Genomic DNA, 20,016 nt, shown 5'->3' with positions numbered 1-20,016 from the left:
GGGCACACGCCAGACATGCGGGGTGCTTTGCGCTACTTGGGGGTGTTGCGCCGGGTGTGCGACGTAGGACTAATACGTCAATCCGTACCCGATCGGATACAGCACCTGCGCCGGTTCGTCCGCCCGCTGCACCGCAACCGGAAGCCTGCCGCGGGGCTTCACCTTGCCCGCGATCACCCGTGCGGCGGCGCGCAGTTCGACGTCCGTCCAGGAGTACGTGGCCAAGCAGGCGTCCACTGAGGGGAGGTGGGCCACGTCGTAGGGGTTGCGCAGTGCGATCGCGACGACCGGGACGCCGGTCGCGACGAGCTGTTCGACGAGGTTCTTCTGTGAACCGGTCGCCGTCACGTTGTACGTCCCGACGATCACGGCGTCCTTGCCCTTGGCCGCCGCCACCGCCCTGTCGATGGCCGCCTGGGTGGGGGCCGTCCCGGTGGACAGCGCCGTCGCCGCGAAGCCCAGCTCGGTGAGGGTCCTCGCGAGGACCGTGGTGGGCGGCCCGTCGGTGCCGGACGGGGAGGCGGGGTCGGCACCCAGGACGAGGACGTTCACCTGTGAACGCCGCGAAAGAGGGAGCAGGCCCCGCTGGTTGAGGAGCAGGGTGGTCGTACGCTCGGCGATCCGGTCGGCCGCCCTCAGATGTGCCGCGACGCCCACCGCGCGGTCGACGCCGCCGTCGGTGACGTAGGGGTCGCGCAGCAGCCCGAGCTTCGCCTTCAGCCGCAGGACGCGCAGGATCGACTCGTCGAGGCGGGCCTCGGTCAGCTCGCCGCCGCGCACCGCGTTCAGGACGGCGTTCCATGCCACGTCCAGGGAAGGTGGGTTGAGGAGCTGGTCGACCCCGGCCTTCAGGGCCAGGACGGGGACGCGGTCGTCGCCGTACTTCGTCCGTACGCCCTCCATCTGGAGCGAGTCCGTGACCACGACCCCGTCGTAGCCGAGCTCCTCGCGCAGGATGCCGGTGAGGATCGGGTGGGAGAGCGTGGCCGGGTCGCCGGCCGGGTCGAGTGCCGGGACCATGATGTGGGCGGTCATGATCGAGTCGATGCCGGCGCGGATGGCGGCCCGGAAGGGCACGGCGTCCAGGGCCGACCACAGCTCCCGGCTGTGCGTGATGACCGGGAACCCGAAGTGGCTGTCGACGGCGGTGTCGCCGTGCCCCGGGAAGTGCTTGGCCGTGGCGGCGACACCGGAGCCCTGATACCCCTTCACCTCGGCCGCCACCAGCCCCGCCACCGCGTCCGGGTCGGCGCCGAAGGAGCGTACGCCGATGACGGGGTTGGCCGGGTTGACGTTCACGTCGGCGACCGGGGTGTAGTCCTGGCGGATGCCCAGCGCGCGCAACTCGGCGCCGCCGACGCGCCCCACCGTACGGGCGTCCTCCCGTGAGCCTCCCGCCCCCAGCGCCATCGCGCCCGGGAACAGCGTCGCGGGCCTGCCCACGCGGGCCACGATCCCGTGCTCCTGGTCGGTGGAAATGAGAACAGGCAGCCCGCGCGGCTGGGCGAGGGAGGCCTGCTGGATGCCGTTCGAGAGAGCGGCGATCTGGTGGGGGTCCCGGGTGTTGTGCGCCCAGGTGAAGTAGATGATTCCGCCCACCCGGTACTTGGCGATCAGCTCGGCGGCCGTTCTGACGCCGATCTCCCTGAGGTTGGCGTCGATGTCGGCCTGGTCGGGCGCGGTGGCCGAGTGGCCGTACACCCGCATCACGAAGAGCTGGCCGACCTTCTCCTCCAGCGTCATACGGGAGACGAGGGAGCGGAGTGACGCTTCGGCGTGGTGGTCATCGGCCGCTCGGGCGGGGGCGGTCGTGCTGATGGCCAACGCGGCGGTGCTTCCCACGGTGGCGGCGAGAACGGTACGTCTGGACGGCTGTGCGGTGCTTCCCGTGCTGGAGTCGCGCACGTGCGCTCCTTCCCTCGTGAAGGAAACTTCCGAGGAGCCACGAATATCCGGGAAGTTTCTTCCAGTCAAGGGTGTGCACAGTAACCGGGCAGGGGCCGTCACCGGCGCAGTTGGAGGGGGGCGCGCCGGTGACGGCGTGCTGTCGGCCGCAGGCGGCGGAGAGGGTGGTCAGCGTTCGCAGCCAGCAGCGAGGCCGACACCGCTCTGCGGAGACTCTCCGGCAGCATGCGCTTTGGACGAACCGGCGGGGGTCCGGGTTCCCCGGATTTCGGAGGTCCAGTGAAGTTGGTACGGGTGTGTCGGGCGGGAGTGGTGAAACCGGCTCAGCCGGTTTCCTCCCTCCTGGTCCCGGTCTTCGGCAGGTCATCGGCGGCCCTGTTCCTCGGCGAACCGATCGGCCCGCTGCGGTGGAGAGCGGCGGCGCTGCTGGTGGGAGGCGTGGCGCTGACGTCGCTGACACCGCCGAATGGGGTCCATTTGGCGGACGTTCCGGCGCCGGGCCGGGGCGGGGAGCCAGCATGAGGGCATGGCCGTTGTCGACATCCCCGGTTCCAAGTCCATCACCGCGCGTGCCCTCTTCCTGGCGGCGGCGGCCGACGGGGTCACCACCCTCGTACGGCCGCTCCGGTCCGACGACACGGAGGGTTTCGCGGAAGGTCTGACCCGGCTCGGCTACCGGGTCGGCCGTACGCCGCGCGCCTGGCAGGTCGACGGCCGGCCGCAGGGCCCGGCGGCCACGGACGCCGACGTGTACTGCCGGGACGGCGCGACCACCGCCCGCTTCCTGCCGACGCTCGCCGCCGCCGGACACGGCACCTACCGCTTCGACGCCTCCGCGCAGATGCGCCGCCGCCCGCTGGCCCCGCTGACCCGCGCCCTGCGCGACCTCGGCGTGGACCTGCGGCACGAGGAGGCGGAGGGGCACCACCCGCTGCGGATCGCGGCGGCGGGGGTCGAGGGCGGGGACGTGACGCTGGACGCCGGCCAGTCCTCCCAGTACCTGACCGCGCTTCTGCTGCTCGGCCCGCTGACCCGCAAGGGCCTGCGCATCACCGTCACGGACCTGGTCTCGGCGCCGTACGTCGAGATCACGCTCGCGATGATGCGCGCGTTCGGCGCGACCGTACGCCGCGAGGGCGAGGGCGGCGAGGTCTTCGTCGTCGAACCCGGCGGCTACCGCGCCACCACCTACCCCATCGAGCCCGACGCCTCCACCGCGAGCTACTTCTTCGCGGCGGCGGCGCTGACCGGCCGCGAGGTCACGGTCCAGGGACTCGGCGAGGGTGCGCTCCAGGGCGACCTCGGCTTCGTGGACGTACTGGGGCGCATGGGCGCACACGTGGAGACCGCATCCGACCGGACGACGGTCAGGGGCACCGGCGAACTGCGCGGCCTCACCGTCAACATGCGGGACATCTCCGACACGATGCCGACGCTGGCCGCGATCGCGCCGTTCGCCTCCGGCCCGGTCCGCATCGAGGACGTGGCCAACACACGGGTGAAGGAGTGCGACCGTCTGGACGCCTGCGCGGAGAACCTCCGGAGGCTGGGCGTACGCGTGGAGACCGGCCCCGACTGGATCGAGATCCACCCGGGCGCCGCTCCCGTCGGCGCGGACATCAAGACGTACGGCGACCACCGCGTCGTCATGTCCTTCGCGGTGACCTCGCTGCGGGTGCCGGGGATCGAGTTCGACGACCCGGGGTGCGTACGCAAGACGTTCCCCGGGTTCCACGAGGCGTTCGGGGCCTGGGCCGGATCCTGAATGGTCAGGGTCCAGTTGGGACACGACGGGGGCACGAGTCCGCGCGAGGTCGAGGGCGAGGCCGGACCGCAGGAGCCGCAGGGCTGATCGGTCGGCGGCGGGCCGCCCCAGGGCTCCCGGACGGCGCCGGGAATTTCGTTCGACGGCCTCGGGGGTGTACGGCAGACTTCGCCGGACTTCCGCGTCTCCGCGTTCGCCTGCGGAGTTCGCGTCGTCGACCGTTGCTTGCGAAGGGATGTCGGGTGTCGGGTTTCCAGTTGGAGGGGCCGGTTCTCGAAGGTGCGCTCGTGCGACTGGAGCCGCTCGGTCATCGTCACGCGGCCGACCTCGCCGTGGCGGCGGAGGAGAACCGGGGCTCGTACGAGTTCACCTGGGTGCCCAGGGCCGCCGAGGTCGGGGAGTACATCGACGCACAGCTCGCCCGGGCCGCGACGGGCAAGCTCGCACCGTACGCCCAGGTGTCCCTCGCCTCGGGACGAGCGGTCGGCGCCACGTCGTACTGGGAGCCGCGCTTCTGGCTGGCGGACGATCAACTCGACGCCATCGAGGTCGGGTTCACCTGGCTCGCCGCATCCGCCCAAGGCACGGGAGTGAACGCCGAGGCCAAGCTCCTGCTGTTCCGGCACGCCTTCGAGGAGTGGGGTGTCGCTCGCGTGGACTTGAAGACGGACGCCCGCAACAGCCGTTCCCGCGCCGCGATCGAGCGCGTGGGCGCCCGCTTCGAGGGCGTCCTGCGCAACTGGTCCCGCTCCTGGGCCCCGGGCGAGAACGGCCGCCTCCGCGACTCCGCGATCTACTCGATCACGGCGGCGGAGTGGCCGGAGTGCCGCAAGCGGCTGGAGTCGCGGGTGGGCGGGTTTTGATCGGCACCGTCGGGTCCGCCCGCTTCCTGGTCGGCGTCGTGCTGGGCGCCACGCGGTCACCCGGTCACCCGGTAGTGAGGTCCTTCGACCCCGACGCGGTCCCGGGAAGGCCGTCCGGGTCCGGGTGATCGGCTGACGGGTCGGACCCGGAGCCCCGCAGCTCCGGCGTACTCGCGCCCACGACCACCACCGCGAGCACGCACAGCAGGCCGCCGCTGACCAGAGAGGTCACCCCGGAGGTCCAGCCCGCGACCAGGCCACCGCGCAGGCTGCCGATGTTGGGCCCGGCCTGGCCGACGATCTGCTCGGCGGCGGTGACCCGGCCCAGCAGCGCGTCCGGCGTACGGGTCTGGACGATGGTGCTGCGGGAGATGACGGAGACGGTGTCGCCGGCCCCGGCGAGGACGAGGAGCGCGAGCCCGACCCACGGGTTGGTCATCAGGCCGAAGAGGGCGAGGGAGATCCCCCAGGTCGCCGCGCCCCAGAGCATCGCCACCCCCGGGCGGGCGAGGCGGGTGAGGGAGCCGGACAGGGCCGAAGCCGAGATACCCCCGACGGCGAGGGCCGACAGGAACAGACCGAGCGTGCGCGGGTTGTCGCCGAACCGCTCGGCGTTGACCAGCGGGAACAGGCTCAGCGGCATCGACAGCACGGTGGCGGCGAGGTCGATGATCAGCGCGCCGCGCACCACGCGGTGACCGGCCAGGAAGGCCAGCCCGTCCAGGACGCCGCGCAGTCCGGCCCGTGACTGCTCTCCCTCGGGAGGCAGCGGAGGCAGCCCGAACGCGCCGTAGAAGGACAGCCCGAAGCTGAGCGCGTCCACCACGTAGCAGCCGCCCACGCCCACCCAGCCCAGCAGGAGACCGCCGAGCGCCGGGCCCACCAGCAGCATCGCCTGGGAGGTGATCTGGTTGAGGGCCAGCCCGGCCCCCACCTGGTCCTTGGGCAGCAGCCGCGGCACGAACGTGCCCGCGGCCGGGCCGCTGACCGCCCCGAAGGCGGACTGCGCGGCGACCAGGGCGAGGACGACGAGCACCGGCGGATGCCCGACGAAGGCCTGAAGCGCCAGCAGTACGGAACACACCGCCTGCCCGGCCTGGGAGGCCAGATAGAGCCGCCGCCGGTCCCCCCGGTCCACCAGCGAACCGGCGAACAGCCCGAACGCGATCAGCGGCAGCGCCTGCGCCAGCCCGACCGCACCGGTCCACACCGTGCTGTGCGTCGACCGCCAGACCTGGAACATGACGGCGACCATGGTCATCATGCTGCCGAGCACGGACAGCGTCCGGCCGATCAGCAGCCGCCGGAAGACGGGCGAGGTCCGCAGCGGCCGGACGTCGATCAAGGTATGCGTCAGGCCCATGGGACAGCCAGATCTCGGGGTGGATGATGCTCAATCACCGCGGGAGGCTACCCACCAGCCCCGCACCATCGCCACCGCATTACGCCCCGCCCCTACGCGGACTCGTTCAGGAGCCGAGCCAGGTGCTCCCGTCCCGCCCCCAGCAACTCCGGAAGCGGCGCCGCCCCCTCGTACCACCGCTTCTCGTACTCCCAGCACAACCAGCCGTCCCAGCCCGCCCGCGAGAGCAGTTCCACGCACTCGGCGAGCGGGAGGACGCCCGCGCCGAGCGGGAGCGGGGTGGTGTCCTCGGCCGAGGCGATGTCCTTGACCTGGACGTAGCCGAGGTAGGTGCACAGGGCGGCGTACGTCGCCGTCGGCTGTTCGCCGCCCAGCCAGGTGTGCATCACGTCCCACAGCGAACCCACGTGCCGGTGGCCGACCAGGCCGAGTACCCGGATCGCGTCGGCGCCGGTGCGGTGCGAGTCGTGGGTCTCCAGCAGGATGCGTACGCCGAGGTCGGCGGCGTACTCCGCCGCCGTGCCGAGCCGCCGCGCCGCCGTCGCGTCCGCCTCCTCGGCGCTCTGCTCGGGGGCCGCGCCCGGAAAGACCCGTACGAAAGGGGCGCCCAGGTCGTGTGCGAGGTCGAGGAGTTCGCGGATCCCGGCGAGTACGGGCTCGTCGTCGCCCGGCGCCGCCACCCGCACGTATCCCGCGATGCCCAGGATCTCGATGCCCGACGCCTTGAACTCGGCGGCCACATCGGCCCGTTCGGCGGCCCCGATGCCGGGGTGCACCGGCTCCTCGGGATGCGCGCGCAGCTCCACACCGTGGTAGCCGTGCGTGGTCGCCAGTCGTACGACATCGGGGATCGGAAGCCCGGGCACGCCGAGCGTGGAGAAGGCCAGCTTCATGCTCCGGGACCCTACCCGGCAACGTCACTCCGGCGTGCCGTGCAGGTCCAGACGCCAGTCCTGGCCGACGAGGTCCGCGCCGAAGGAGCGGTGCGGTTTCTCGGTGACGAGGGTGAAGCCGTGGCGCTGGTAGACGCGGCGGGCGGCGGCGAGGACGTCGTTGGTCCACAGGGCGAGTTCGCGATAGCCGACGCCCCGCGCGAAGTCGACGACGGTCTCGACGAGCCGGTCGCCGATCCCGAGCCCGCGCGCGTCCGGCTCGACGAGCAGGAGCCGCAGCCGGGCGCTTCCGGGCGCGTCGTCCCGTACGCACATCACGCACCCCACCGGCCGACCGTCGATTTCGGCGATCCACACGCGTTCGAGGTGCGGGTCGTGGTCCTCGGCGAAGTCGGCCACGATCCTCGCCACCAACCCCTCGTAGTCGGCGTTCCAGCCGTGTTCGGCGGCGTACAGCGCGGCGTTGCGCTGCACGATCCAGCCGAGGTCGCCGGGGCCGGGTTCGCGCAGGACGACGTCCTCGCGACGGGGCGGGCGCCCATCGGAGAGCAGGGTGCGCACGGTCCGCATCGCCTCGGCGAGCCGGGGGCGGTCGTCGGCCGCAACGGTCGCGAGCAGTGCCCCGACCGATTCCCGCGCCCGCTCGTCCAGCAGGTCCGCGGTCTCCCGGCCACGGGTCGTGAGCGTGATCCGGCGGCGCCGTGGGTCCCGCTCCGAGGGCGTCCGCTCGATCAGCCCGTCCTGCTCGAACTTGTTCAGGATGCGGCTCAAGTACCCGGCGTCGAGGGAGAGTTCGATGCGCAGGTCGGCGGCGTCCGTACGGGGTGAATGCGCGAGTTCGTACAGCACGCGGGACTCCGTCAGCGTGTACGGGGCGTAGAGGTGGCGGCCGTAGTCCAGCGCGCCGATGAGGTTCGTGTAGAAGCGGTTGAACGAGCGGATGTCGTGAACGGTCATGGCTGATCCACCCCGGATGGTTGACTCAGTCAGAGATGCGGTGTCAGCGTACGACCGTTTTCACCCAGTCGTCCATGGGGGCGACGACGAGCCCGGGAATTCTTGACACCCCGGGGTGAAGCCGCTTGCGACGCGGGTTCAGCGCCCGTCGGAACGCGCGACGCGGAATCCCACGTCGTCGACCTGGTAGGCCGGGTGGCTGCGGCGCCGCGCGGAGGCCCGGCAGCTCCAGTGCTCGTCGAACCAGCCGCCGCCACGCAGCACCCGGTAGCTGCCGTAGACCTCGGCGTCGTAGATGTCCCAGCACCAGTCCCAGACGTTGCCGAGCATGTCGTACAGGCCCCAGGGGTTGGGCTGCTTGCCGCCCACGTCGTGGATTCGCTCGTGCGAGTTGCCGCGGTACCAGGCGATCTCGTCGAGCGGCCCGTAATGCGGTCCGGTCGTGCCGGCGCGGCAGGCGTGCTCCCACTCGGCTTCGGTCGGCAGCCGGTATCCGTCGGCGGACGCGTCCCATGCGATGCGTTCCTGGGCGGCATCGAGGTGATAGGCGGGCGCGAACCCGTCACGCTCGGACAGGGCGTTGCAGAACCGGACCGCGTCCCACCAGGAAACGCCCTCGACGGGGAACCGGTCCCCATGGACGGTGCTCGGCCGCCGGCCGGTGATCTCCGCGTACTGCGCCTGGGTGACCGGGAATGCCGCGAGCCGGTAGGGCGCGAGGTCAGCCGACCAGCTGCGCCGCGTCCGTCGGTCCGACAGCGTGACCCGCCCCGGCGGGATGGAGATCATCTCGTTTCCTGCGGCGGCGTCCATGGGCAGGTGATCGTACCGGCGCCTGCCCAGGGACGCCGTGCGTCCGGTGTTCCCTCGGGCCTGCGCCCCGTACCCCGACAGCGGGCGCCCGCCGGGAGAGCGCCCTGAGCCCCCGGCTCCCGCACCGCAGCAAGGAGGCCGCCGGGCCCGTCGGACCCCTCAGACCCGCCGGCCCACAGACCCGTCAGGCCAGCCAGTCCTGCCGGGTCCGCCGTGCCTACTGGCCCGCTGGCCCGCTGGCCCGCTGGCCCGCTGGCCCGCTGGCCCGCTGGCCCGCTGGCCCGCTGGCCCGCTGGCCCGCTGGCCCGCTGGCCCACAGGCCCACAGGCCCACAGGCCCGCTGGCCCGCTGGCCCGCTGGCCCACAGGCCCGCTGGCCCGTCAGACCCGCGGCCCCCCCGTCGACCCCCGCACCATCAACTCCCCCCGCACCGTGGCGACCCCGCCCGGCGGTGGCTCCTCCCGCCCCATCGCGATCCGCCCCGCTCGCGCCCCCGCCTCGGACAACGGCAGCCGCACGGTCGTGAGCGCGGGCACCGCGTCGATGCTGAACGGCAGGTCGTCGAAGCCGGCGACGGACACGTCGTCCGGGATACGGAGCCCGGAGTCCCGCAGCGCCGCGCACGCGCCGAGCGCGACGGTGTCGTTCGCGGCGACGACGGCCGTCAACGACGGGTCACGGCGAAGGAGTTCGAGCGTCGCCTCGTACCCGGAACGGCGGTCGTAGCGTCCGTGGACCGTGTGCCGCGGATCGTCCTCGATGCCGTGCCAGGCGAGCGCGGCGCGGTGCCCCTCCAGACGGTGGCGGGTCGTCGTCCGCTCCTCGGGTCCCGCGATGTAACCCATGCGCCGGTGCCCGAGCCCGATCAGATGCTCGGTGAGCTGCTGCCCGCCCCCGCGGTTGTCGAAGGTGAGTGCGATCGCCGCGGCGGCGTCGGGCGCGGGCGGGCGCCCGCACAGGACCACCCGGGTCCCCGCGTCCTCGAGCTTGCGCAGCTTCGCCGCGACCGCCGCCGCGTGCGGCGCGTCCTCGACGGCGCCGCCCGTCAGGACGACCGCGGCAGCGCGTTGGCGCTGAAGAAGCGTGAGGTACGTCAGTTCGCGCTCCGGGGAGCCGCCGGTGTTGCACACCACGCCGAGCCGCTCCCCGCCCGCACGGCCCCCGGGCCCCCCGATCTCCGACTGGATCGCGGCCGCCATGATCCCGAAAAAGGGGTCGGCGATGTCGTTGACCAGGATGCCGACCAGGTCGGAAGTGGCCGCGGCCAGTGAGCTCGCCGGCCCGTTGAGCACGTAGTCCAGCTCGTCCACCGCACGCAGCACCCGCTCACGGGTGGACGCGGCCACGGGATAGTTCCCGTTCAGCACGCGCGACACCGTCGCGGGGGAGACCTGCGCGCGAGCCGCCACGTCCGCCAGGGTCACCGTCATCTCGTCGTCCTCCGGTCGCGCATCTCGTCCTCGTCTCGCGGGCACATAGGTCCTGTAACCGCCTTCAGGTCCACAGGGTCCGTGGGCCTGTAACCGCCTTCAGGCCCACCGGGCCCATGGGCCTGAATCCGCCCTCAGATCCACAGTCCCGTGCCGTCCGCAGGTTCTCGGGCGAACGCCCGAGCAGACCCTACGGCCCCACACCCCACCCTGTTCGCCCGCTCGAACAACTCGTCTTCCACACGGTCTTGTCCGATCCGCTGCTCAGAGGCTAGCTTCTCACCAGATAGAAAGCGCTTGCTGTAACGCTCGCCGATGGGCGTACGGGGAGCCGGACGCGTACGAAGGGAATGACGTGACACGCAAGACGGTGCGCATCGCCATGAACGGCGTGACGGGACGCATGGGCTACCGCCAGCACCTCGTCCGCTCCATCCTCGCCCTCCGCGACCAGGGCGGTCTAGACCTGGGTGACGGCACCGTGCTGTGGCCCGAACCGGTCCTCGTCGGGCGCCGCGAGCACGCCCTGAAGGCGCTGGCCGAGCAGCACGGGCTCGAGCGCTGGTCCACCGACCTGGACGCCGTACTGGCCGACCCCACCATCGACATCTACTTTGACGCGCAGGTCACCTCCGCCCGCGAGGAGTCGATCAAGGCGGCGATCGCGGCGGGCAAGCACATCTACACCGAGAAGCCCACGGCCACCGGCCTCGACGGCGCCCTGGAGCTGGCCCGCCTCGCGCGCGAGAAGGGCATCAAGCACGGCGTCGTCCAGGACAAGCTCTTCCTCCCCGGCCTGCTCAAGCTCAAGCGCCTCATCGACGGCGGCTTCTTCGGCCGGATCCTCTCCATCCGCGGGGAGTTCGGCTACTGGGTCTTCGAGGGCGACTGGCAGACCGCGCAGCGCCCCTCCTGGAACTACCGTGCCGAGGACGGCGGTGGCATCGTTGTCGACATGTTCCCGCACTGGGAGTACGTCCTGCACGAGCTCTTCGGCCGGGTCACCTCCGTCCAGGCCCTCACCGCGACCCACATCCCGCAGCGCTGGGACGAGCAGGACAAGCCCTACGACGCGACGGCGGACGACGCCGCGTACGGGGTCTTCGAACTCGAAGGCGGTGCGATCGCCCAGATCAACTCCTCCTGGGCCGTGCGCGTCAACCGCGACGAACTGGTCGAGTTCCAGGTCGACGGCACGGACGGCTCGGCGGTCGCGGGCCTGCGCAACTGCCGCGTCCAGCACCGCTCGGCGACCCCCAAGCCGGTCTGGAACCCCGACATCCCCGCCACCTACTCCTTCCGCGACCAGTGGCAGGAGGTCCCCGACAACGCCGAGTTCGACAACGGCTTCAAAGCCCAGTGGGAGCTGTTCCTGCGGCACGTCTACGCCGACGCGCCCTACCACTGGGACCTCCTCGCCGGCGCCCGCGGCGTCCAGCTCGCCGAGCTGGGCCTCAAGTCCTCCGCCGAGGGCCGCCGTCTCGACGTACCGGAGATCGCGCTGTGACCATCCACCTCCCGGACGCGAGCGGAGGGCTGCGCGCCTACACGCCCCGCTCCGAGCCCCTCGCGCTCACCACCGGCGCCCCCTTCACCGCCCGTACGGTCTTCTCGGCGGCGCACGTGGTCGCCGACCCGTACGCGGATGTGTCCCCCGACTCGCCCGCCGCCGTCGACTGGGACGCGACGCTCGCCTTCCGCCGCCACCTGTGGTCGCACGGGCTGGGCGTGGCCGAGGCCATGGACACGGCTCAGCGCGGGATGGGCCTGGACTGGGCGGGCGCCGCGGAACTCATCCGCCGGTCGGCGGCGGAGGCGAAGGCTGTCGGCGGGCGCATCGCGTGCGGCGTCGGCACGGACCAGCTCACCGCCCCGGCCACCCTGGACGAGGTCCGGACGGCGTACGAGGAGCAGCTCGCGCTCGTGGAGGGGACGGGCGCGCAGGCGATCCTCATGGCCTCGCGGGCGCTGGCGTCGGCCGCGAAGGGCCCCGAGGACTACCTCGACGTGTACGGCCACCTGCTCCGCCAGGCCTCCGACCCGGTGATCCTGCACTGGCTCGGCCCGATGTTCGACCCGGCGCTGGAGGGTTACTGGGGCTCGTCCGACCTGGACGCGGCGACGGACGTGTTCCTGGAGGTCATCGCCGCCCATCCCGACAAGGTCGACGGCATCAAGGTCTCCCTCCTGGACGCCCAGCGGGAGATCGACCTGCGCCGCCGCCTCCCGGTCGGCGTGCGCTGCTACACGGGCGACGACTTCAACTACCCCGAGCTGATCGCGGGCGACGACCAGGGCTTCAGTCACGCGCTGCTCGGCATCTTCGACCCGCTGGGGCCCCTGGCGGCAAAAGCCGTACGGGTGCTGGACACGGGTGACGTGAAGGGGTTCCGCGAACTCCTCGACCCGACCGTCGAGTTGTCCCGCCACCTCTTCCAGACCCCGACCCGGTTCTACAAGACGGGCGTGGTGTTCCTGGCGTGGCTCGCGGGCCACCAGTCCCACTTCACGATGGTGGGCGGACTCCAGTCGGCGCGCTCGCTGCCCCATTTCGCGCGGGCCTACGAACTCGCCGACGGGCTGGGCCTGTTCCCGGACCCTGCCCTCGCCCAGGCCCGGATGAAGAACCTGCTCGCACTGTACGGAGTGGCCCAGTGAGCAATGCCCTTGAGCGTTTCAGCATCAACCAGATGACGGTCAAGCAGCTGTCGATGCCCGAACTGGTCGATGCGTGCCTGGAGTTCGGTGTCCCGGGCATCGGCCTGTGGCGCGAGCCGGTCCAGTCGTACGGCGTCGAGGCCACGGCCAAACTCGTCCGCGACGCGGGCCTGTCCGTCACGACGTTGTGCCGCGGCGGCTTTTTCACGGCGATAGACCCGCAGGAGCGGGCGCGGGCCCTGGACGACAACCGGGCGGCGATCGACGAGGCGGCGACGCTGGGTACGGACACACTGGTGCTCGTCTCCGGCGGCCTGCCGGCGGGCAGCAAGGACCTGCACGGAGCGCGCGAGCGCATCGCGGACGCGCTGGGGGAGTTGGGCCCGTACGCCGCGGAGCACGGCGTCCGGCTCGCCATCGAACCCCTCCACCCCATGTACGCCTCCGACCGCTGTGTCGTCTCCACCCTCACCCAGGCCCTGGACCTCGCGGAACGCTTCCCCGCGGACCAGGTGGGCGTCACCGTCGACACGTACCACATCTGGTGGGACGACAACGCCCCCGCGCAGATCGCCCGGGCGGGCGCGGGCGGGCGTATCCACACCTTCCAGCTCGCCGACTGGACCACTCCGTTGCCGGAGGGCGTCCTGAACGGCCGGGGCCAGATCGGCGACGGTGCGATCGACATGCGGGAGTGGCGCTCGTACGTCGAGGCCGCCGGTTACACCGGCCCCATCGAGGTCGAGCTGTTCAACGAGGGGCTGTGGGCGCGGGACGGCCGCGAGGTCCTGGCGGAGACGGCGGCGCGGTTCGTGGAGCACGCGATGCGGTGAAGCTGACGCACGTCGACAGCCGGCACCGCGCTCGCGCACTGCCCCACCCCGGATGTTCCAGGGTGGGGCAGTGCCGTTATTTCTTTTCGCCTATTTCTTCTTCGCCGCCCGCTTCGTCAGCATCCGTCCCCAGCAGGAACGCTACCGAACACTTGCCCAGTGCTCCACCCTTCAGGGTGGGAGGTGCAGGGCATCCTCGCCCTGGCGGCCCGGAGGGCCGCAGAACCATGGCACTATCGCCTTGTCCGACAACGCAGTTGTCGGACCTACCGCCGGACGGGCGGGAAGTCAGGCCTGTGGAGGTCTGGTAAGACCGGTCCTCACGGACCGGCGCGGACCCGTGAAGCAGGAACCCAAGGTGGTACCGCGAAGCGGTACGGACCGGAATCTCCAGCCCTCGGGCTGGAGAGGACGTCAAGTCCGCCCCGTTTCGTCGGCACGCCGAAAAAAATCTCAGAAGACCGTGCAACCCTTCCCGCACCACGTGGGTCGTACATGGCATCAGGACTTCTGGAGGGGGATCCGGGGGGATCGCGGGGGTTCTGATGTCGGGGAGGGGAAAGCCGAGGGGCCCGGTCGACGGACCGGGCCCCTCGAAGTCTTCCGACCACACTGGAAAGTGCGGCCCTAGAAGAACACCCCACACCGCAGCAGCACATTCGCGTACGGCCGCGCCTCCCCCGTACGGACGATCAGTCTCGCGCCCGCCGACAGTGACTTCAGCTCCTCGTGCGGGACCGTCCACAGCGCGGGAAAGTGCGCGTCCAGCAGCGCCGCCGCCTCCGGGTTCGCCTCGCGGACCTCGCTCGCGGCCGTGGCGCCCTCCACCACCAGCTCCGCCAGCAGCCCGTCAAGCACCTCGGCGAAGGACGGCACCCCGGCCCGGAAGGCCAGGTCCACGACGCGCGGACCGTGCGGTATGGGCATGCCCGCGTCGCACACCAGCACCCCGTCCCCATGGCCCAGTTCGGCCAGCGCGCCCGACAGATGGCGGTTCAGAATTCCGGCCTTCTTCATAGCGACGCGACCTCCTCGGCGGTCGGGAAGGATATCTGCGCCCCGGGCCGCGTGACGGCGGCCGCCCCGACCCGGGCCGCGTACGCGGCGGCGACGGGCAGCGGCTCGTCCAGCCCCAGCCGCCAGGCCAGCGCCGCCGTGAACGCGTCACCCGCCCCGGTCGTGTCCACCGCCTCCACCTTCATGGACGGCACTCGCACGGCTCCCGCGGAATCGGCCACCAGCGCGCCCTCCGAGCCCAGCGTGATGACCACCGAACGGGGCCCGAGCGCGAGCAGCGCCGTCGCCCAGTCCTCCGGCGAGTCACCCAGGTCCGTGCCGACGATCACCCGCGCCTCGTGCTCGTTCACGATCAGCGGGTCGCAGGCCGCGAGGACCTCGGCGGGAAGAGCGCGCGGCGGTGACGGGTTCAGTACGAAGCGGCCGCCGGGAGCGAGATTCCGTACGACCTCCACGACCGTCTCCAACGGGATCTCCAGCTGCGCCGAGACCACCCGGGACGTGTGGAAGAGGCCGACGGCCGCGCGGACGTCCTCCGGTGCCAGACGGCCGTTCGCGCCCGGCGAGACCACGATGCTGTTGTCCCCGGACGGGTCCACCGTGATCAGCGCGACCCCGGTGGGCGCCCCGCCGACCAGGACGCCGGCCGTGTCGACACCGGCTGCCCGCTGCGAGTCGAGCAGCAGCCGGCCGTGGGCGTCGTCGCCGACCCGGGCCAACAGGGCCGTACGGGCCCCGAGGCGAGCGGCGGCGACCGCCTGGTTGGCGCCCTTGCCGCCCGGGTGGACGGCGAGGTCGGAGCCGAGCACCGTCTCCCCGGCCGCGGGCCGCCGCTCGACCCCGATCACCAGGTCCGCGTTGGCCGAACCCACGACCAGGAGGTCGTAGTCGTACATGAACTGTCTCCCTAAAGCAGAACGACGGGACGGCCGGGCGGCATACGCGGCCCGGCCGTCCCCGGTGTCATCCGGTGAATTCGGCCACGTTCTTCGCCGTGACCACCTTCACCGGGACCATCACCGTCTTCTCGACCTTGTCGCCTTCAGCGGCCTTCAGCGCGTTCTCGACCGCGATCCGGCCGAGTTCCGACGGCTGCTGGGCCACGGAGGCGTACATCGTGCCGTCCTTGACCGCCTTCAGACCGTCCGGGGTGCCGTCGAAGCCGATGACCGAGACCGACTTGCCCGCCTTGGAGCCGAGCGCCTTGACCGCGCCGAGCGCCATCTCGTCGTTCTCGGCGAACACGCCCTGGATGTCCGGGTGCGCCTGGAGCAGGTTCGTCATGACGTCGAGACCCTTGGTGCGGTCGAAGTCCGCGGGCTGCCGGGCGACGACCTTGATGCCGGGGTAGTCCTTCAGACCCTCGGCGAAGCCCGCGCCGCGCTCGCGGCTCGCGGACGTACCGGCCAGGCCCTGCAGGATCACGATCTTGCCCTTGCCGCCGAGCTTCTCGGCCAGGGCCTGGGCGCCCTGCTTGCCGCCCGCGACGTTGTCGGAGGCGACGAGCGCGGCCGTGTCGGCCTTGTTCACGCCCCGGTCCACGCCGACGACGGGGATGTCGGCCTTGTTCGCGGAGCGCACCGCCGGGCCCGCCGCGTCCGAGTCGACGGGGTTGACGATGATCGAACCGAGGCCCGAGCTGGTGAAGTTCTGCAGCTGGTTGGCCTGCTGCGAGGCGTCGTTCTGCGCGTCCGTGACGGTCAGGTCCACGCCGAGCTTCTTCGCCTCCTCCTGCGCACCCTTCTTGATCTGCACGAAGAAGGGGTTGTTCAGGGTGGAGAGGGACAGGCCCACCTTCTGCGTCGTCGACGAGGACGAACCGGTGTGCAGGAAGGACATCGCGCCGACGATCGCCGCCGCGACCACGGCCGCGATCACATACGTCGCCGCCTGCTTGCCCTTGCCACCACCCGAAGCACCGGCCGCGACCGGGGTGGCCCCGGCCTTGCGCCGTACGGTGTCGAGCAGGACGGCGAGGGCGATGACGACACCGATGACGACCTGCTGCCAGAAGGCGGAGACCGACAGCAGATTCAGACCGTTGCGCAGCACCGCGAGTATCAGCGCGCCGATGAGCGTCCCGGACGCCTTGCCGGTGCCGCCCGCGAGGGAGGCGCCGCCGATGACGACCGCGGCGATGGCATCCAGCTCGTAGCCCTGCGCGGCCTGCGGCTGCGCGGAGGAGAGGCGGGAGGCGAGCACGATGCCCGCGGCGGCCGCGAAGAGGCCGGACAGGGCGTAGATCGCGAGCTTCTGCTTCTTCACGCGGAGGCCGGAGAGGCGGGCCGCCTCCTCGTTGCCGCCGATCGCGTACATCGAGCGGCCGATGTAGGTACGGCCGAGGATCACCGCGGTGATGAGCCCCATCACGACCATGACCAGCACCGGCACCGGCAGCCAGCCGCCGAGGGTGTCACCGAGGTGCGAGATGGAGTCGGGGAAGGCGATCGGCGAGCCCTGCGAGATGACGAGGGACAGACCACGGCCCACCGAGAGCATCGCGAGCGTCGCGATGAACGGCGGCAGCTTCCCGTACGCGATCAGCACGCCGTTGACCAGGCCGCAGGCGATGCCGGTGGCGATCGCGAGGAGCACCGCGATCCAGACCGGGACGCCTTCCGAAGTGGCCATCCAGGCCAGGACGGTGGCGGAGAGCGCGGCGACGGAACCGACCGAGAGGTCGATGCCCGCCGAGACGATCACGAAGGTGACGCCGAAGGCGAGGATGGCGGTCACGGCCGCCTGGACGCCGATGTTGAGCAGGTTGTCCGTCGTCATGAAGTCGCCGGACAGCGCTGCCATCACGATGACGAGGCCGATGAGCGCGGTGAGCGCGCCGTTGTCGAGCAGGAGTCGGCGGACCGCCGAGGCGCCACTCGCGCCCGTTGGTTTCTTGAGCGTGTCAGTGGCCACGGGGGGCCTCCTTCTCAGTGCTGGTGGTGCTGGTGCTGGTAGTGCTGATGGTGCTGGTGGTGTTCGTGCTGACGGCGAGGGCCATGACGGTGTCCTGGGTGGCTTCGGCGGCGGCGAGTTCGCCCGCGATCCGCCCCTGGGCCATCACCAGCACCCGGTCGCTCATACCGAGCACCTCGGGCAGATCGCTGGAGATCATCAGGACCGCGGCGCCGGCGGCCGTCAGTTCGTTGATCAGCTGGTAGATCTCGACCTTGGCGCCGACGTCGATGCCGCGGGTCGGCTCGTCGAGGATCAGCACCTTGGTGTCGGCGAGCAGCCACTTGCCGATGACGACCTTCTGCTGGTTGCCGCCGGAGAGGGTGCGCACATGCTGGCCGAGCCCGGCCATCCGGACGCCGAGCTGCTCGGCGATCCGCGCGGCGGCCTCCCGCTGCCCCTTGAGGTCGACGAGTCCGCCGTGGGTCGCCGCACGCAGGGTGACCAGGCCGAGGTTCTCCTCGACGGAGGCGTCCAGGAGAAGCCCCTGGCCCTTGCGGTCCTCGGGTACGAGGCCGATGCCGGCCTCCATCGCGGCGTTCACGTCATGACGGCGCAACGCGGCGCCGGCGACCTTCACGGCACCCTTGTCGTAGGGATCGGCCCCGAAGACGGCCCGGACGACCTCCGTACGCCCGGCCCCCACGAGCCCGGCGATGCCGACGACCTCACCGGCCCGCACCTCGAAGCTCACATCGTGGAAGACACCGTCACGGGTCAGCCCCTCGACGGTCAGCAACGCGGCCCCGGAATCCCCGCGTTCGCGCGGATACTGCTGCTCGATGGACCGGCCCACCATGAGGCGTACGAGCTCGTCCTCGGGCGTGGACGCGGGCACCTGGCCGACGCTCTTGCCGTCCCGGATGACCGTGACCCGGTCGCCCAGGGCGGCGATCTCCTCCAGGTGGTGCGTGATGAAGACGATGCCGACACCGTCCTCGCGCAGCTGGCGCACGATGGTGAAGAGCTTCTCGACCTCTTCGGAGGTGAGCACCGCGGTCGGCTCGTCCATGATCAGGACGCGCGCCTTCAGGCTGAGCGCCTTGGCGATCTCGACCATCTGCAGGCGTGCGATACCGAGTTCCCGCACCCGCGCGCGGGGGGACACGTCGACACCCACCCGCTTGAGCAGTTCGGCGGCGTCGGCCTCCATCGTCTTCCGGTCGATCATCCCGAAGCGGCGCGGCTGCCGCCCCAGGAAGATGTTCTCGGCGACCGTCAGATCGGGAACGAGGTTGAACTCCTGGTAGATGGTCGCGATCCCGAGACGCTCGGAGTCCTGCGCCCCCTGGATACGGACCTCCTTGCCGTCCACGAGGACGCGCCCGGAGTCGGGGTGATAGGCGCCGGAGAGCATCTTGATGAGCGTGCTCTTGCCCGCGCCGTTCTCGCCGAGCAGCACGTGTACCTCACTGCGGCGCAGATCGAAGTCGACGCTGTCGAGCGCGACCACGCCCGGGAAGGTCTTGCGTATGCCCTCGATGCGCAGCAACTCGTCCTGGTTGCTCACGACTTACTCCTGTTCGTTGCGGGGGAGTGCGGGGTTGGGGTCGGGATCGGGATCGATTCGCCGCACGAGCGGCGTACGACGAGACGGGCGGGGAGAGTGACGGACTGCGGGGTCCGTCCCTCGATCCGGTCGACCAGGGCGCGTACGGCGGCCCGGCCCAGCGCGCCCGTCGGCTGGGCGATCGCGGTGATCGGCGGATCGGTGTGCACGAACCACGGGATGTCGTCGAAGGCCGCGAGCGCGATGTCCTCGGGAATCCGCAGGCCGCGCGCGCGGATGGCGTCCAGTGCGCCGAGCGCCATCAGGTTGTCGGCGGCGAAGACGACCTCGGGCGGCTCGGCCAGGTCGAGGAACCGCTCGGTGGCCCGGCGCCCGCTGTCGGCCTGGAAGTCGCCCTGACCTATGTAGGCCTCGGGGAGCTCGATGCCGTACTCGCCCAGCGCCTGGCGGAACGCCTCCACGCGCTCGCTGCCGGTCGTGGTCGCCGTCGGGCCCGTGATGATGGCGAGCCGCCGGTGTCCGAGACCGTGCAGATGGGCGACCAGGTCACGCACGGCCGGACGCCCGTCCGCCCGTACGACGGGGACCTCGACGCCCGGGATCCAGCGGTCCACGAAGACCATCGGGGTCCCGGTGCGCGCGGCGTCCAGCATGCCGGGGGAGCCGCCGTCGGTGGGGGAGACCAGCAGGCCGTCGATGCGCCGGTCGAGCAGGGTCCGTACGTGGTGGTCCTGCAGGTCGGGCCGTTCGTCGGCGTTGCCGATGATGACGCTGTAGCCCAGCGCGCGGGCCTCCTCCTCGACGGAGCGGGCCAGCTTGGTGAAGTACGGGTTGAGTACGTCGCTGATGACCAGGCCGAGGGTGCGGGTCTGGTCGGTGCGCAGGGAGCGGGCGACGGCGTTGGGGCGATAGCCCAGGGTCTGTACAGCGGCCAGCACACGGGCCCGTGCGTCCGGGCTGACCGACGGATGGTCGTTCAGCACGCGGGACACCGTGGCGACGGACACACCCGCCTCCAAGGCGACATCTTTGATGCTCGCCATGATCGCCCCACCTC

Annotated in this window: 16 protein-coding genes and 1 pseudogene; 6 read left to right on the top strand and 11 right to left on the bottom strand. The window is 71.4% G+C overall.

What is annotated here, in order from left to right; translation table 11 throughout:
- Positions 1–69 precede the first annotated feature (69 nt).
- Complete coding sequence (locus AB0D57_RS28370; RefSeq protein WP_362078883.1) at positions 70–1,905, bottom strand: glycoside hydrolase family 3 protein; 1,836 nt, start codon at positions 1,903–1,905, stop codon at positions 70–72.
- A gap of 336 nt (positions 1,906–2,241) precedes the next feature.
- Between AB0D57_RS28370 and AB0D57_RS28365 the strand changes: the two are divergent.
- From AB0D57_RS28365 to AB0D57_RS28355, 3 genes and pseudogenes are all read left to right on the top strand, one after another.
- A pseudogene (locus AB0D57_RS28365) lies at positions 2,242–2,427 on the top strand (EamA family transporter); the annotation flags it as partial.
- A 4-nt stretch (positions 2,428–2,431) separates the two neighbouring features.
- Positions 2,432–3,670: a 3-phosphoshikimate 1-carboxyvinyltransferase gene (gene aroA, locus AB0D57_RS28360; RefSeq protein WP_362078880.1), complete on the top strand. Its 1,239-nt coding sequence runs from the start codon at positions 2,432–2,434 to the stop codon at positions 3,668–3,670.
- Positions 3,671–3,957: 287 nt separating this feature from the next.
- Complete coding sequence (locus tag AB0D57_RS28355; RefSeq protein WP_362078877.1) at positions 3,958–4,533, top strand: GNAT family protein; 576 nt, start codon at positions 3,958–3,960, stop codon at positions 4,531–4,533.
- Between the two features lie 64 nt (positions 4,534–4,597).
- Here AB0D57_RS28355 and AB0D57_RS28350 read toward each other — a convergent pair whose 3' ends face one another.
- The 5 genes from AB0D57_RS28350 to AB0D57_RS28330 form a co-directional block, all read right to left on the bottom strand.
- Positions 4,598–5,896 carry an MFS transporter gene (locus AB0D57_RS28350; RefSeq protein WP_362078874.1) on the bottom strand — a complete coding sequence of 433 codons (1,299 nt, stop codon included), beginning with the start codon at positions 5,894–5,896 and terminating at the stop codon, positions 4,598–4,600.
- A 92-nt stretch (positions 5,897–5,988) separates the two neighbouring features.
- A complete protein-coding gene (locus AB0D57_RS28345; protein WP_362078871.1) occupies positions 5,989–6,789 on the bottom strand; it encodes a sugar phosphate isomerase/epimerase family protein in 801 nt (266 codons plus the stop codon).
- Between the two features lie 24 nt (positions 6,790–6,813).
- Positions 6,814–7,746: a bifunctional helix-turn-helix transcriptional regulator/GNAT family N-acetyltransferase gene (locus AB0D57_RS28340; protein WP_362078868.1), complete on the bottom strand. Its 933-nt coding sequence runs from the start codon at positions 7,744–7,746 to the stop codon at positions 6,814–6,816.
- A gap of 138 nt (positions 7,747–7,884) precedes the next feature.
- Complete coding sequence (locus tag AB0D57_RS28335) at positions 7,885–8,559, bottom strand: SUMF1/EgtB/PvdO family nonheme iron enzyme (protein WP_362078865.1); 675 nt, start codon at positions 8,557–8,559, stop codon at positions 7,885–7,887.
- Positions 8,560–8,939: 380 nt separating this feature from the next.
- Positions 8,940–9,989, bottom strand: coding sequence for a LacI family DNA-binding transcriptional regulator (locus AB0D57_RS28330; protein WP_362078863.1), 1,050 nt, complete (start codon positions 9,987–9,989; stop codon positions 8,940–8,942).
- Between the two features lie 355 nt (positions 9,990–10,344).
- On the opposite strand from AB0D57_RS28330, the gene AB0D57_RS28325 reads away from it, so the two are divergent.
- The 3 genes from AB0D57_RS28325 to AB0D57_RS28315 are packed head-to-tail and all read left to right on the top strand — an operon-like array spanning position 10,345 to position 13,480.
- A complete protein-coding gene (locus AB0D57_RS28325; RefSeq protein WP_362078860.1) occupies positions 10,345–11,496 on the top strand; it encodes a Gfo/Idh/MocA family oxidoreductase in 1,152 nt (383 codons plus the stop codon).
- Complete coding sequence (locus tag AB0D57_RS28320; protein ID WP_362078857.1) at positions 11,493–12,647, top strand: dihydrodipicolinate synthase family protein; 1,155 nt, start codon at positions 11,493–11,495, stop codon at positions 12,645–12,647. Before AB0D57_RS28325 ends, AB0D57_RS28320 begins: the two co-directional genes overlap by 4 nt.
- The gene (locus AB0D57_RS28315) at positions 12,644–13,480 is read left to right on the top strand and encodes a sugar phosphate isomerase/epimerase family protein (RefSeq protein ID WP_362078854.1); all 837 of its coding nucleotides are present in this window, start codon (positions 12,644–12,646) and stop codon (positions 13,478–13,480) included. Before AB0D57_RS28320 ends, AB0D57_RS28315 begins: the two co-directional genes overlap by 4 nt.
- Positions 13,481–14,107: 627 nt before the next feature.
- On the opposite strand, the gene rbsD is transcribed toward AB0D57_RS28315, so the two are convergent.
- The 5 genes from rbsD to AB0D57_RS28290 all read right to left on the bottom strand — a co-directional run bounded on the left by rbsD (position 14,108) and on the right by AB0D57_RS28290 (position 20,002).
- Positions 14,108–14,497 carry a D-ribose pyranase gene (gene rbsD / locus AB0D57_RS28310; protein WP_362078851.1) on the bottom strand — a complete coding sequence of 130 codons (390 nt, stop codon included), beginning with the start codon at positions 14,495–14,497 and terminating at the stop codon, positions 14,108–14,110.
- The gene (locus AB0D57_RS28305) at positions 14,494–15,393 is read right to left on the bottom strand and encodes a ribokinase (RefSeq protein ID WP_362078848.1); all 900 of its coding nucleotides are present in this window, start codon (positions 15,391–15,393) and stop codon (positions 14,494–14,496) included. The genes rbsD and AB0D57_RS28305 overlap by 4 nt, the downstream gene beginning before the upstream one ends.
- 67 nt (positions 15,394–15,460) lie before the next feature.
- The gene (locus tag AB0D57_RS28300) at positions 15,461–17,410 is read right to left on the bottom strand and encodes a substrate-binding domain-containing protein (protein WP_362078845.1); all 1,950 of its coding nucleotides are present in this window, start codon (positions 17,408–17,410) and stop codon (positions 15,461–15,463) included.
- Positions 17,400–18,959: a sugar ABC transporter ATP-binding protein gene (locus tag AB0D57_RS28295; protein ID WP_362078842.1), complete on the bottom strand. Its 1,560-nt coding sequence runs from the start codon at positions 18,957–18,959 to the stop codon at positions 17,400–17,402. Before AB0D57_RS28295 ends, AB0D57_RS28300 begins: the two co-directional genes overlap by 11 nt.
- Positions 18,956–20,002, bottom strand: a complete 1,047-nt coding sequence (locus AB0D57_RS28290) for a LacI family DNA-binding transcriptional regulator (protein ID WP_362078839.1) — start codon at positions 20,000–20,002, stop codon at positions 18,956–18,958. Before AB0D57_RS28290 ends, AB0D57_RS28295 begins: the two co-directional genes overlap by 4 nt.
- Positions 20,003–20,016: the final 14 nt, after the last annotated feature.

Origin of the sequence: Streptomyces sp. NPDC048275 (genome assembly GCF_040652275.1) — a bacterium.
Taxonomy (GTDB): domain Bacteria; phylum Actinomycetota; class Actinomycetes; order Streptomycetales; family Streptomycetaceae; genus Streptomyces.
Note: the sequence above shows the minus strand (reverse complement) of the source record. Positions and strands in the feature narration are given on the sequence as shown.